Annotated in this window: 10 protein-coding genes; 4 read left to right on the top strand and 6 right to left on the bottom strand. The window is 43.2% G+C overall.

The window, feature by feature from the left end; all coding sequences use genetic code 11:
• The first annotated feature begins 34 nt into the window (after positions 1-34).
• On the top strand, positions 35-1,987 hold the full coding sequence (locus H7992_RS19280) for a TRAP transporter permease (protein WP_187045630.1): 1,953 nt from the start codon (positions 35-37) through the stop codon (positions 1,985-1,987).
• Between the two features lie 455 nt (positions 1,988-2,442).
• On the opposite strand, the gene H7992_RS24985 is transcribed toward H7992_RS19280, so the two are convergent.
• The 3 genes from H7992_RS24985 to H7992_RS19265 all read right to left on the bottom strand — a co-directional run bounded on the left by H7992_RS24985 (position 2,443) and on the right by H7992_RS19265 (position 6,322).
• Complete coding sequence (locus tag H7992_RS24985) at positions 2,443-3,702, bottom strand: BclA C-terminal domain-containing protein (protein WP_222617989.1); 1,260 nt, start codon at positions 3,700-3,702, stop codon at positions 2,443-2,445.
• A 237-nt stretch (positions 3,703-3,939) separates the two neighbouring features.
• Positions 3,940-4,539 carry a hypothetical protein gene (locus H7992_RS19270; protein ID WP_067212175.1) on the bottom strand — a complete coding sequence of 200 codons (600 nt, stop codon included), beginning with the start codon at positions 4,537-4,539 and terminating at the stop codon, positions 3,940-3,942.
• A gap of 196 nt (positions 4,540-4,735) precedes the next feature.
• Positions 4,736-6,322 carry a SulP family inorganic anion transporter gene (locus H7992_RS19265; protein WP_187045628.1) on the bottom strand — a complete coding sequence of 529 codons (1,587 nt, stop codon included), beginning with the start codon at positions 6,320-6,322 and terminating at the stop codon, positions 4,736-4,738.
• A gap of 217 nt (positions 6,323-6,539) precedes the next feature.
• On the opposite strand from H7992_RS19265, the gene H7992_RS19260 reads away from it, so the two are divergent.
• From H7992_RS19260 to H7992_RS19250, 3 genes are all read left to right on the top strand, one after another.
• Positions 6,540-7,277 (top strand): SDR family NAD(P)-dependent oxidoreductase, encoded by a 738-nt coding sequence (locus H7992_RS19260; RefSeq protein ID WP_067212172.1) that lies wholly within the window; start codon positions 6,540-6,542, stop codon positions 7,275-7,277.
• A gap of 449 nt (positions 7,278-7,726) precedes the next feature.
• Complete coding sequence (locus H7992_RS19255; protein ID WP_187045627.1) at positions 7,727-8,689, top strand: BMP family lipoprotein; 963 nt, start codon at positions 7,727-7,729, stop codon at positions 8,687-8,689.
• 17 nt (positions 8,690-8,706) lie between these two features.
• Entirely contained in the window at positions 8,707-10,356 is a 1,650-nt protein-coding gene (locus H7992_RS19250; RefSeq protein ID WP_067212167.1) for a methyl-accepting chemotaxis protein, read from the top strand.
• Positions 10,357-10,400: 44 nt separating this feature from the next.
• Here the strand turns inward: H7992_RS19250 and H7992_RS24860 are convergent, their stop codons facing one another.
• The 3 genes from H7992_RS24860 to H7992_RS19235 form a co-directional block, all read right to left on the bottom strand.
• Positions 10,401-12,074: an ABC transporter ATP-binding protein gene (locus tag H7992_RS24860; RefSeq protein ID WP_187045626.1), complete on the bottom strand. Its 1,674-nt coding sequence runs from the start codon at positions 12,072-12,074 to the stop codon at positions 10,401-10,403.
• A complete protein-coding gene (locus H7992_RS19240) occupies positions 12,071-12,829 on the bottom strand; it encodes an energy-coupling factor transporter transmembrane component T family protein (protein ID WP_370570009.1) in 759 nt (252 codons plus the stop codon). Before H7992_RS19240 ends, H7992_RS24860 begins: the two co-directional genes overlap by 4 nt.
• 74 nt (positions 12,830-12,903) lie before the next feature.
• On the bottom strand, positions 12,904-13,506 hold the full coding sequence (locus tag H7992_RS19235) for an ECF transporter S component (RefSeq protein WP_187045624.1): 603 nt from the start codon (positions 13,504-13,506) through the stop codon (positions 12,904-12,906).
• Positions 13,507-13,649 lie beyond the last annotated feature (143 nt).

Here is a 13,649-nt window from a genome sequence, read left to right as displayed (position 1 = left end):
AGCCGCATAATTAAATAGGAAGGGAGTACGCCAATTGAAAGCTACCCAGCAAAATGACGCACAAGAAATCCTAGAGAAGTATGATAAAGAAAATCAGTTTCGCACTCAAATTGGAAAATGGGCATGGGCCGTAACATTTCTTGGCGTTGCACTCACTGTTTTTCATCTATATACGGGCTATTTTGGTACGCTCCCTTCCCAAAAACAAGGGGCGGTACATCTTGGTACTGCTTTAGGGATTATTTATCTTCTCTATCCTGCAAAAAAGGAATGGAGAAATACGCATAAAAAAGTTCCATGGTATGATGTTACGCTAGCTTTTACTGCGATGTATGTGACCTACCATAAAATCATTTTCTTCGATTCGATATTGCAAAGTCGAGTTTCTGGCTATAGTACAATTGACATCATCATTTCCATTCTAGGGATCGCTTTGGTTCTCGAGGCGACAAGGAGGACAGTTGGTTTGCCGATTGTCATTGTAGCAGGTGTGGCTATTATCTATACGCTTGTAGGGAAGTATATCCCGACGCAGATTCTTTCTCATCCTGGATTTTCAATGGATCGGATAACGACAAATCTATGGTACAGAGAGAGTGGCATCTTCGGGACGCCCATACAGATTTCGGCAAAGTTCATTTATCTCTTTCTATTTTTCGGTGTTATTCTTGTTCATACACCAATTGGTAAGTTTTTTAATGACATCGCCTTCGCTTTAACTGGACGATTTACGGGCGGGACTGCCAAGGCTGCGGTTGTGGCAAGTGCGTTGCAAGGGACAGTTTCGGGCAGTTCAGTTGGAAATACAGTCGCCTCGGGATCATTCACGATTCCGATGATGAAAAAAGCCGGTTTCACACCGGAATTTGCGGGTGCTACGGAAGCCGCGGCTTCCACTGGTGGACAGATTATGCCGCCTATGATGGGGGCGGCAGCATTTATAATGATGGAATACTTAGGTGTTTCATACGCCACTATCATGTTAGCAGCAGTTGTTCCAGCAATTCTTTATTTCACGGGTATATTCATAGGAACACATTTTGAAGCGAAGAAATTAAAAATTATTGGATTGCCGAAATCCGAATTGCCTCGATTCAAGGATTTACTTATTAGAGACGGTTATATGCTGATTCCTCTTTTCGTTATTATCGGGACCATCATGTCAGGATTCACGCCACAACGGGCAGCACTCTTTGGCATTTTATCTGCCTACCTTGTTTCGCTAGTTCGGAAGGATTCTAGGATGAATGTACGCCAAATCGTCAATGTCCTTGAACAGGGGGCAAGGGTTGCTTTGCCGGTTATCGCCGCGGTGGCGACTGCGGGAATAATAGCAGGAGTCGTCAGTATTACGGGACTTGGAGCGAAATTTGCTTCTGGCATTATCGCATTATCAAGCGGCCACTTAATCCTTGCGCTCTTTTTCACGATGATTGCCTGCATTATTCTTGGGATGGGGCTTCCAACAACTGCGAACTATGTTGTAACAGCAACAATTGCTGCACCTGCATTGATTAATGATTTCATGGTGGCTCCACTTGCTGCACATATGTTTGTGTTCTATTTTGGTATTGTTGCCGATATCACGCCGCCTGTTTGCCTAGCCGCCTATGCAGGGGCGGGAATAGCAAAAGCCAATCCGTTTAAAACAGGGGTTACTGCGGTGAAACTGGCGATTGCGGCATTCATCATTCCGTATATATTCATTTACAATCCGATGCTGGTTCTTGTAGATGTGGTCGTATGGAAATTGATTATTGGAGTTCTAGCCGCCGTTTTAGGAATGATTGGCGTAAGTAGTGCTGTCATTGGTTTTTTCATCCGTAACTCCAGAATTTGGGAGCGGTTTGTATTATTAGGTGCTGGGCTTATGTTAATAATTCCAGAATTTTTATCTAGCGGAATTGGACTCGTGTTGATTAGCATCATCTGGTTTATTCAGAGGAAAAGACCTGAGGAAGAGGGGAGTACAAAAGTGCTCGCTTAGTAGTGTGAATCTCAAAAAGAAGGCTACCCATAGCGGGGAGCCTTCTCTTTAGGTGTAGATAAATATGCTTTAGTTGACATGGAAAATGTTTTTCCAATTGTGTCATACAATTCGTGATAGCTTCGGTGAACGGGAAATTACGAGGCAACGCAAAATCATCGCTCCAATAAAACTTGTTAACACATTTTATACACTTTATACAAGGAATCTTACACCTTACTACATGAATACTCTGAAATTAATCTTTAATAGTCATTAAGAGTTATAAATTTTTATTAGCACCTTTGTCATAGAGCTCCTTAGTTGTTTGGGTCTGAAATTGTTTAATTCTTAGTTAGAGCCCTGTGATACCAAGGTAGTTATTATTAAGTTTTGTCAGGCTTTCTATCTTGACAGCTTGAAAACCGCATGACAATTTTATATTGAGTTTGCGATAGTCCCCTATCTTTTCAAAACTAGTTTAATTTTGCAATGACAAGAGACGCGTTTACGTTTGTTTGTGTGCCTCCTGCCAAAGTCTGAAGGGTAACTGCTGCGGCAGAAGAATGATTTCGAAGTGTAAGAACATCACCTGCTGCTACGGCAATTATAGCCTGACCGTCGTTTTGCTGGGTGCCTGCACCTGAACCGTAGACTGTACCCGCAACCGGCGCACCATTTAAAAATAGTGCGAATTGGTTGGGTTCTACACCCGACACGGAGAAAGTAACCAGGTAGTCTCCCGGTGTAGTAAATAAAACTTGTGAGGTTCCGGGGGCATGCGTAATTCCAGCCGTGATTATTCCATTTGTATCAAAAATAACATCAGCTTCTATAGCTACCGTCTGAGCACCTAGATTGTAAATATACCCGTATACGGATAATCCACCGGCTGCGCCAGTAGCGCCAGTAGCGCCAGTCGGCCCGATGTCTCCGGTAGCGCCGGTAGCCCCAGCAGGTCCGATGTCTCCGGTAGCTCCAGTAGCGCCGGTCGGTCCGATGTCTCCGGTAGCGCCGGTAGCGCCAGTCGGCCCGATGTCTCCGGTAGCACCGGTAGCGCCAGTCGGCCCGATGTCTCCGGTAGCGCCGGTAGCACCAGTCGGCCCGATGTCTCCGGTAGCTCCAGTAGCGCCGGTAGCGCCAGTCGGTCCGATGTCTCCGGTAGCACCGTTAGCGCCAGTCGGTCCGATGTCTCCAGTAGCGCCAGTAGGCCCGATGTCCCCGGTAGCACCGTTAGCGCCAGTCGGTCCGATGTCTCCGGTAGCTCCAGTAGCGCCGGTAGCCCCAGTCGGCCCGATGTCTCCGGTAGCTCCAGTAGCACCGTTAGCCCCAGTCGGTCCAATGTCTCCAGTAGCGCCGGTAGCCCCAGCAGGTCCGATGTCTCCGGTAGCACCGATAGCCCCAGTCGGCCCAATGTCCCCGTTAGCACCCGTAGCGCCGGTAGCCCCAGTCGGTCCGATGTCTCCGTTAGCGCCGGTAGCCCCAGTCGGTCCGATGTCTCCGTTAGCGCCGGTAGCCCCAGTCGGTCCGATGTCTCCGTTAGCGCCGGTAGCCCCAGTCGGTCCGATGTCTCCGGTAGCTCCAGTAGCCCCAGTAGCCCCAGTAGCCCCAGTAGCCCCAGTAGCCCCAGTCGGCCCGATGTCACCTTTGCAACATTTTCTACATTTTTTTTGACAAGAGCAACAATCGCTTTTGCATTTATAACATTCATGATTAATGTCGTTGTAAAATTTCATATTTTCACTGCCTTTCACTAACATTCTATTCGAGCTATGAATTTAGGGACGGGCGTCAAACTAAGTGTTTAAAATAGTTTTTAAACAATAAATTTGAATCGGGGAGTATCGCCCGTAATTGTTCAGAAGAAAAGACCTGAAGAGATAATCCCAAAATGCTCGCCGTTTAGAATCAATAAAAAAAGAGCTAAAACCATAATGGTTTTAGCTCTTTTTTCACATTATCCATTTCTATTTTTATTGGCCTCTTAAAATTTCTCCAAATAGAAAATGATCTTTATTGTAGCGGATTTTCCCTATTTTCCCTTCTTCCGGACAAGTTGCGAGACCCGTTATCTCTGCTTTCATTTTATCGCCACCGTCTTTTTGATACGTGACATGAACGGTAAAGTCATAATCCCGCGGTCTACCATCGACTGGTTCCACATTAATCTTGTCGACGGTGATTTGATAGCCGTTGTCGTCAGCCGGTGAATGTAAAGTTAGGAAGAGAACCTTGCCACTATATCCAAAATCAGTGAAATAAGGCCTGAAATTATCCTCCAGGTAAATCTCGAGTTCATTATCTTCTTCTGGAGCTGACACTAGGCCGTTTTGGTCTACAATTGTCATGTTACTTGGGTCGTTCTTCATTCGAATATACTCTTTATCGGGTGCATTAAATTCATGTTCAAGAACAGTTTGAATCGCAACAACATTTTTATCCACGGATTCAGTTTGAGAACAGCCCGTAACCAACGAACTAAGAAGAATAACAAAGAGAATGACTTCAATTTTCCGTCGGACGCTCTTTTTAACAAGGAATGAAGAATAGTTATTAATAAATCTAAGATTCATAATGATACCTCCCCTTTTTAACTTGTTCTTCGACGTTTAGCCAAAAGTTAAATATGAAACTACTACTACTACTACTACTACTACTTCTACGACTTCGCATTGATAAAGTTTCGTTAATTGGGAAAATTGGTTTAATTATGTTAAATGATTAAACAAAAAAACATCGCCCAATGCGATGTTTTTGATTTGTGGATAGTTACATGAAAAAATTAGCCTCGCCAATTCGGTTATACAATCCGCTCTTTTTGAACAGGGGCAACTTTTCTTTGGGCAAGCGTTTGATAATAATTTGGATACCCGCTTTATCGGCATCGTCAAGTAGTGCATAGAGCGCTGCTTCACCTGTCGCATCGATAACGGATAGGTGTTCCAAATCGAGAATGATTTTCCTCGCGCCTGTTAGGAAAATTGCAGGATATTTGTCTTCGAATACTTTTGCGGTACCGAAGAAAATAGGGCCGTCCACGGTATATTTTGCTAATGAAGATGTATCGCTATCACTGAACTTAATAATTTCAACATCGGAAAGGGTCGCTTCTTTAATATCGAGTTTACCACTCATTTTACGTAAGAACGACAGGGCAGCAAGCAAAATCCCCACCTGAACGGCAATCGTTAAGTCGATGAAAATCGTCAAAAGGAACGTCGTTAATAAAACCAGAGAATCCCCCGACCGGATCATTAAAATATGCGTGAATGATTTGCGTGCACTCATATTCCAGGCGACGTACATAAGAATCGGCGCCATTGCAGCTAATGGAATGTAAGAGGCATACGGTGCGAAAAGGAGCAAAAAGGCAAGAACGAAAACACTTTGTACGACTCCTGATATTGGGCTGACTGCTCCAGATCGAATATTGGTAGCTGTACGGGCAATGGCTCCTGTAGCAGGGATACCGCCGAATAATGGCGTTATCATATTGGCGATCCCTTGACCGAACAACTCACGTTTCGAATCATGCTTTTCACCGCTTTTCATACCATCTGCAACAACAGCAGATAACAATGATTCAATTGCACCGAGTGCGGCAATAATAAGGGCGGGTTGCCACAAATTGACCAACTTCTCCAATGTGATTTGTGGAAAATGAAAATTCGGGAGTGAGTTGGGAATACCACCGAAGGCTGTCCCGATCGTTTCAACTTTACTCGGAAATAGAAAAATCGAAATGAGGGTCGGAATAAGTAGTGCAATAAGCAGTAATGGGACACGCGGCGCTATTTTAGGCAATATGAATAGTACGATGAGCCCGATTAAGGCGGTGACTATGCTGAAGACGTTCACCGTGTGAAACTGATTGACAAGATCAATCATGTTTTCGTGAAAAAACTCTTTTTTTTCTAAGCCGGTAATTCCAAAGAAATTACCTAGTTGGCCTGTAAAGATAATGACCGCAATCCCCGTAGTAAAGCCTATGGTTACAGATCTTGGGACGAAATGAATTAGATTACTTACACCGAGAAAACTCATAATAACGAGGAAAATACCTGCTAGAAATCCAGCAATAAGCAGATCTTCATAGCCATATTGTAGAACAATTGCGAGCAATATCGGGATGAATGCTCCAGTGGGTCCCGCGATTTGAAAACGAGATCCGCCTAATAATGCAACGATAAGCCCAGCGATAATTGTTGTATAAAGTCCATATTCTGGTTTGACACCTGAAGCAATTGCAAAAGCCATCCCGAGCGGAATGGCTACAATACCAACAGTGATTCCTGCAATCAGATCTTTGCGGAATCCGGCTCCATTGTAATCAAGATATCGGTTATCCTTGAACATTCGATTCACTTCTTTCAGGATCTTAATACAAAAACTTCCTCTTTCTAGTGTATTCCTAAAATGCTGTAGTAACAAGGGTTTGAGATTCGTACAGATGTATTCAATGAAAAGAATGATGTGCAGAATTCAACATACTTACTAAAGCAAATAGATTGCAAGTGGATCTAAAAGGGATTATTGTTTAGACGTTAAACTATATTGAAATGGAGTGGTCATAATGGGTAGATTACAAGATAAAGTTGCATTCGTAACAGGTGGCGCGTCAGGTATGGGCGAAATGATGGTCAAAATGTTTACTGCTGAAGGTGCTACTGTAATTGCAGCAGACATTAATGAAGCAGCACTGGAAGAAAAGTGGGGCAACAATGAAAAAGTTATGACTGTTAAATTGAATGTCACTTCCGATGAAGAGTGGAAAGCGGCCGTTGAAAAAGTGGTTGCTAAACTTGAGAAAATCGATATTTTAATTAACAATGCTGGTATTTCTACGGAAAAAGGAATGAATGAAATTACAATTGAAGACTGGCGCAGGCTGTCGGATATCAATAGTTTCGGTCCATTCCTTGGTATGAAACATGTACTTCCTTATATGAAAGAAGCAACTAAAGGTTCAATCGTCAATATCTCTTCCTATACAGCACTTATCGGAATGGGATTGAACCCTTATTCTGCATCAAAAGGAGCAGTTCGCGCAATTTCACGAGCAGCTGCAGCGGACTTCGGACAATTTGGTGTACGTGTTAACACCATCTTCCCAGGAATCATTGAAACACCGATGACGAAAGGTCTTGAATCGTCAAAAGATGTAGTAACAGCACTTGTGAGAATGACACCACTTGCCCGTCTTGGAAAACCTGAAGACGTTGCAAATGCGGTACTTTTCTTGGCATCAGACGAAGCTGCATACATTACAGGTGCAGAACTTGTTATTGATGGCGGATACTCTGCTAGATAACTTCCCTAATGAAGCGTATGTATATAGGAAATAAAACAGACCGTCATGGATTTAATCCGTGACGGTCTGTTTTTCGTTGTAGTAGGAAATTATAAAGTGCTTGGACAATGGAGAAACATCGGATGCTGAAATTCCGCGATTTTGGGGTGGATATATGATCGTGCGCGCGGCGCTTATGCTTGTTTTGCGAGATATATGATCGTTCGTGCGGTGCTTATGCTTGTTTTGCGAGATATATGATTGTTCGTGCTGTGCTTCTGCTTGTTTAGCGAGATATATGCTCGTTCGGCGTTTACATACAGTAGGTCGCACCACGCTATTGTTCGCTGGTATAGTCTGAAAATATGCAGTTGTAAGACATCAGACGACATTAGCTGTTTTTTATCAACAAATCAAAATTATATCCGATGTAATATAAGGGAAAAGGTAAATGAAAGCGAGTGATAGGGATGAAATTAAAACTACTGATTGTTCTTACGACAGCTTTACTCATACTTACAGGCTGTGGCCTTGAGGAAAAAAATCCGCTTGATGGAAAAGTGAAAGTGGGTGTTATGCTTTCGGAAAATGGTCTTGGAGATCAGTCATTTTCAGATTTGGCATTCAAGGGTTTGACGAAGGCGCGGGATGAAGAGGATATTGTTGTCGAATACTTGGAACTTGCGGAAACAGGGACTTATGAAAAAGGATTTAGAGAACTTGTGGAAAGTGGTAATGATTTAGTATTTGCGCTAGGGTTCACCGGTCAGCAGGAGTTGGAAAAGGTAGCTCTGGACTTTCCGGATCAAAAATTCGTTCTCTTTGATGCGGTTTCGGAAGCTGCGAATATCACATCGATTACATTTAAGGAAGACGAAGGAAGTATGCTTGCTGGAATTGTAGCGGCAACTGTTTCAAATTCACAGGTAATCGGTTTCATCGGTGGTATGGAGGTCCCAGTTATTCAACGGTTTGAGCAAGGGTTCATCCAAGGAGCGAAGTCGGTTAACCCTGATATTGTTATTCTCAATGAATATGCCAATAACTTTGATGACGATGGCTTAGGAGCAGAGATTGCTTCGAAGATGATTGACGACAAGGCGGATGTTCTTTACGCTGCTGCTGGTTTCACAGGAGTGGGCATGCTGGAGGAAGCTGAAAAAAGGGGTATCTACGCAATCGGTGTAGATAGTGATCAATACTTTTATGCAGAACAGGCCGTCATTACATCCATGATGAAAAATATTGATAGTGCGTTGTTTGATATCATCCTTTCCTATAAGGAGTCGGGAGAAATCCAATCCGGTCATGTCGAACTGGGGCTGGCGGAAAACGGAGTAGGTCTTGCTCCATTTCGAGTGCTAGAACTGACGGACGTTGAACAAGGTAAGTTAGATGCGCTCATTGAACAAGCCGCATCAGGACTGAAATGATAGGAGGGAAAGTTGAAATGACAATAAAGAAAAAAATAGTGATCAATTCACTTTTCATGCTTGGCCTATCAATTCTGATGATCGCAGTTATTATTGTCAGAATGCTGGCGATTCAAAATACGAGTAACGATTACCTGAATGTGCTGTTAGCTGTTCATGAAGTGAATGCAGAAACCAAAGCGTCGATGCAAAGTTTGAATACACTTGCTTATAACATGACGGACGCTAATAAAGACAATGTTCGTCAACAACTGGAGTCGACTGCTGAAAAGTTCTCCGTTGCGAAAAGCCTTGTTAAGGAGATAGAGCCGCGGGCAATACTTTTGAAGGCACAAGAGAAATTTCATTTATTGAAAGAGCAAGCACTTGCAGCTGTTGAGGAAAATAACTCAGCGGAAATCAATCGACAATCGCTTCGCAACGTGGGGATTGTCAATGATATTTATATGGTAGATCTCTATACATCTGCCCATTATGACTATTTACAAGAAGCACTCGCTGCTAAAATTAAAGGCATCATTACATTCGCAATAATAGGTAGCGTATTTGTCATAATGGGGACAATGGTAATCATTATCCGACTGGCAAACGCAATTACAAATCCACTTAAGAAGCTGGCGATGAACGCCGAGGAAATTGCAGCGGGCAATTTGGTCGTCGAGCCGATTAAGTATGATAAAAAAGATGAACTCGGGCAATTGAATCACTCATTTACATCCATGACCAATCATCTACGGACATTATTGCAATCCATTGACGGGGCAAGCCGAAAAGTGGATGACTACACAAAAGAGCTTGAGGTGGAAAATCGTTATCTTACCGAAGCGAGCAACCAGGTGACATTATCGACGGAAGAGCTTGCAAAGGGAACCCAAAGCATCTCCGAGGACTTGCAACATTCCGTTGAGCTCATAGAGCAGATGAATGAGGAGTTCGAATTTAATGTCGACCGGGCAAGAAATTCGGCTGATTCTGCAGCTATGGCTAACGAGGCAATTGTGGAAGGGCGTCGCGCCATCAATGAACAGCGGGAACTTATCGATAGCAATAATGTAGCATCGGAATCGATTAAAGATGCGACTGAGCAATTTACGCACTATGCAATAAGAATCGAAGATATGGCTAAGGCGGTTTCTAACATTGCTTCGCAGACAAACTTACTTGCGCTGAATGCTGCAATAGAAGCTGCGCGTGCGGGGGAAGCGGGGAAAGGATTTGCAGTAGTTGCCTCGGAAGTAAGGAAACTAGCTGATGAATCAACAACTGCAACTTCACAGATATTCGATATGGTTAATCTAATCAAAGGCGGACTTGGCTCAATTTCTGAATCAGTTGGAAAAGGTGTTGAAATTGCCGAAGCGCAAGATGGCAATGTAACCCGAACACTCAATACATTTGCAAACATCGAAGATAAAATGGGAAATATTACGGAAGCGTTGACAGAGCTCGTTACAGGCGTGAATAATTCGAAGCAGTTCAATGTTACGGTGCTTGAGAATACCGAAAACATTAGTGCGGTTGTGGAACAAACGGCGGCAGGTAGTGAGGAGATTTCCGCTTCAGCAGAAGAGCAACTAGAGTCTATAGGGAAAGTAGTGGACAAGGTGACAGCCCTTCGCGAACTAACCGATGATTTGAACGCAACGATATCAAGATTCCGATTATAAAGTGAAAGACCGCGTGCCTAGTAGTTGGCGACGCGGTCTTTTACTTATTCGTTGATCAATTCATTTTCTTTTAATAAAATCTCATCATAGCCCATCTTATGAGCAAGTTGGGTAATATGGGGCTGTTCAAGACGAGCAGTGTGGAGAATAGCCACTTCTGAAAAAGCAATACGAGTCGGGCCGTCAAATAACAACTGTCCATTACTCACTATAATCGTTCGACCAAATGTTTCAGCGACAAAATCCATATCATGCAAAATACAGAGCACAAGTTTACCTTGCGCATGCAACTCATGGATAATTTCTTTTAGCATCGCCTTACCGCTTGCATCTTGCCCCATTGTCGGTTCATCGAAAATAACGATGTCTGTATCCATTGCAAGAATGGATGCAACAGCAATCATTTTTCGCTCGGCTAGACTTAAATCATATGGATTTTCTTCTGCTTTAGTTAATAGTCCAACGCGGTTAAGCATTTTCTCGGCATTCAAGCGTGCAACTTCAGGCGTTTGTCCAACATTGAGCGGACCGAACATTACTTCATCCAAGACATTATTTTTGAAAATCTGGTCATTTGGATTTTGGAAAATGAGTCCGATAGTGCCCGCAAGTTTTGCCGCGGTCGTGTCTTTCGTATTCGTGCCATTTATGATGATTTCGCCAGCATTTGGCTTTAATAAAGCTTTCAATAATTTGACGAAAGTGGTTTTTCCTGCACCGTTTTGTCCAATAATGGCTGTAGGTTCACCACTTAACGTCACGCTAATTCCGCGCAAAATGGGGGTATTCTTGTTATAGCTGAACTGGAGATCTTTTACGGAGATTTCAGGACTAGCCATTTTTGTTGAAGTTGAGGATTCGGTGACTGCCCGTATATCCCCAATAGTAATTCCACTTACAGGCATTTCTTCGAGTGAAATCGGATAGAGGCCAGTCAACTCGTTTTTTAAATGAAGCGCTTTTGCGACTGAAGTATAAACAGGTGGTTCGACTCCGAAAGTCTGTAAATCATCACGTGAAAAGATTTCAGCAGGCGGTCCAGAATCTATCAATTTACCTTCGTGCATGAGAAAAATACGATCGGAATAGGCGGCAAGTTTCTCCATTTTCTGCTCAACCATTAGTATCGTCATACCTTCTCTCGACAGTTTTTCAACGATGCGGAAAACTTCCTCAGAACCTTGAGGATCGAGCTGTGATGTCGGTTCGTCAAGTATTAAAATATCCGGTTTCATGGCGATAACACTGGCGATTGCGACACGTTGCATTTGCCCGCCAGATAAGGAGAACGGATTTTTATCCCGTAATGCTTCGATATCGAGGAACTGCATACTTTCTTTAATACGCCTATGCATTTCGTCACGAGGGATGCCCAAGTTTTCGAGTCCGAAGGCGATTTCATCGTAAACCGTGAATTTTGCACCTGTCATTTGTGAAAAAGGATTTTCAAAAACGAGTCCAACTTTCGCTGTAATGTCGCTGATTTCATGTGCAAGCACGTCCATGTCGCCAATGAAAACATCCCCACCATACGCACCTTTGAAGAAATGGGGAACCAGGCCACTGAGTGCATAACATAGTGTCGTTTTTCCAGCGGTATTCATGCCGGCTATGCCAACGAATTCTCCTTTTTTAACTGTGAATGAAATATCGTCAAGCGCGAAAGTATCGGTGTTCGGGTATTTATATTTTAGATTTTCGACGCGGATACTGTTCATAAGGCAACCCTCCAGACGATAGCGGCGATCAATAGGATGACAAGTATAATTTTCAAGAGGAGACCGTATTTATAATGAAAGGATTCATTCAAAAATGTTTTTGTTCCTTTGGCATTGAAGCCGCGTATTTCAAGCGCAATAGACCTTTCACGCGTATCGTTTAATGAATTGAGAACAACTGGACCTAGAAGCGGGATAAATGAATTGATACGCGTAAGTAAATTCCCTTCTGTTTCCATTCCACGTGCCCGCTGAGCATCGGTAATTTTACTAGTCATTGCAATCATTTGTGGGATAATCTGTAAAACTGATAGAAAAACGTAGCCGATTTTAGGAGACATTCCCTTATTGATAAGTGATTCGACAAGGTCATCTGGTTTCGTCGTCAAAATGAGAACACCGAACGCACACACCATATTAATGATACGGAGGGTAAGTAGCAGTGCGAATGCGAATCCTTCCTTATAAATAGGAAGAGGTCCAATTTCAAAAAGAAGTGTAGCACGGTCGGGATGGAAGAAACCTTGAACAATGATGATAGAAACAATCAACAGTAGGCTGACACCAATAACCGGCAAAATGTACTTGAACACTTTGCCGGTAAGTAGAAGAAGAAGCGTAAATGCCAAGACACAGATGACGAATAAATGAGTCGGGAGGATATATGTCAATGCGATTGATATGAAGACGAATAAGAGCTTAGTAAGCGGATCGATGTTGTGGATGAACGAATCTTTATCTACATACAGTGTCATGTTTTTCACGGGAATCCTCCTAACAGTATAATCTAGTGTAAGCGGCCCAGTGAAGCAGGCCGCTTACGTAGTCCTTAAAGACGTTCTATTTCCGAACGGTTGTCGTACATATGCGTCAAATTTTTAGGCAATCCTTTGAAGAGAAGGAAACTGATTAGAACCGTCGCCATTTTATCAGGCACGTCAACGACAACACTGTCTGCGAATGATGCAAACCAAAGCGGCATGTCTTGTGCCATCATTGTTGCAAATAGTGCATCACCCCATACATTCCCGGTTTGCCCACCCCAAAACATGATATTAAGCGGAGTTGAGACTGTGGCGGCGATTAAGCCGACGACAAGTCCGAGGACAAGTGCTTTTCCTACGTTTGCTATCCATCCTTTATACGCCATGATTCCCACGACAAGACCGATGACTGCCGATGTAATTGCATAGACGAATGAAATCGGATCGGCAGTGAAGCCGTAAATAATATTGTTCACAATCCCTGCAATGGCACCGATAATCGGACCTGCTAGCATACTAGCAAGCACTGTGCCAATTGAATCGAGCCATAGCGGCAATTTAAGCAGACCAGCAAACAACTTTCCAAGGTAGTTGATGCCGATAGCTGCTGGAATAAGGACGAGTGCGGCAGTCGTGAAGTTAAGCGACCACATGCTGTTTTTCTTCATGAATTAGTTCCCCCTTTTTTTATCGTATGAGTCATATGCCCAGAACGACACAATGTATAATGGTGTGTCTTGACAGGTGTCAATTCGATTATAACTTACATTTGGCTTAGGGAATAGATAGAATTTTCGATGGGATGAAAAAA

The sequence above is a fragment of the Sporosarcina sp. resist genome (assembly GCF_014302295.1).
GTDB classification, from domain to species: Bacteria; Bacillota; Bacilli; order Bacillales_A; family Planococcaceae; genus Sporosarcina; species Sporosarcina psychrophila.
This window is presented reverse-complemented; position numbering and strand designations above follow the sequence as displayed.

Coding starts and splice junctions, on each gene's coding strand:
- H7992_RS24985 (WP_222617989.1), bottom strand. CDS start 3,702: ATGAAATTTTACAACGACATTAATCATGAATGTTATAAATGCAAAAGC.
- H7992_RS19270 (WP_067212175.1), bottom strand. CDS start 4,539: ATGAATCTTAGATTTATTAATAACTATTCTTCATTCCTTGTTAAAAAG.
- H7992_RS19265 (WP_187045628.1), bottom strand. CDS start 6,322: ATGTTCAAGGATAACCGATATCTTGATTACAATGGAGCCGGATTCCGC.
- H7992_RS19260 (WP_067212172.1), top strand. CDS start 6,540: ATGGGTAGATTACAAGATAAAGTTGCATTCGTAACAGGTGGCGCGTCA.
- H7992_RS19255 (WP_187045627.1), top strand. CDS start 7,727: ATGAAATTAAAACTACTGATTGTTCTTACGACAGCTTTACTCATACTT.
- H7992_RS19250 (WP_067212167.1), top strand. CDS start 8,707: ATGACAATAAAGAAAAAAATAGTGATCAATTCACTTTTCATGCTTGGC.
- H7992_RS24860 (WP_187045626.1), bottom strand. CDS start 12,074: ATGAACAGTATCCGCGTCGAAAATCTAAAATATAAATACCCGAACACC.
- H7992_RS19240 (WP_370570009.1), bottom strand. CDS start 12,829: ATGACACTGTATGTAGATAAAGATTCGTTCATCCACAACATCGATCCG.
- H7992_RS19235 (WP_187045624.1), bottom strand. CDS start 13,506: ATGAAGAAAAACAGCATGTGGTCGCTTAACTTCACGACTGCCGCACTC.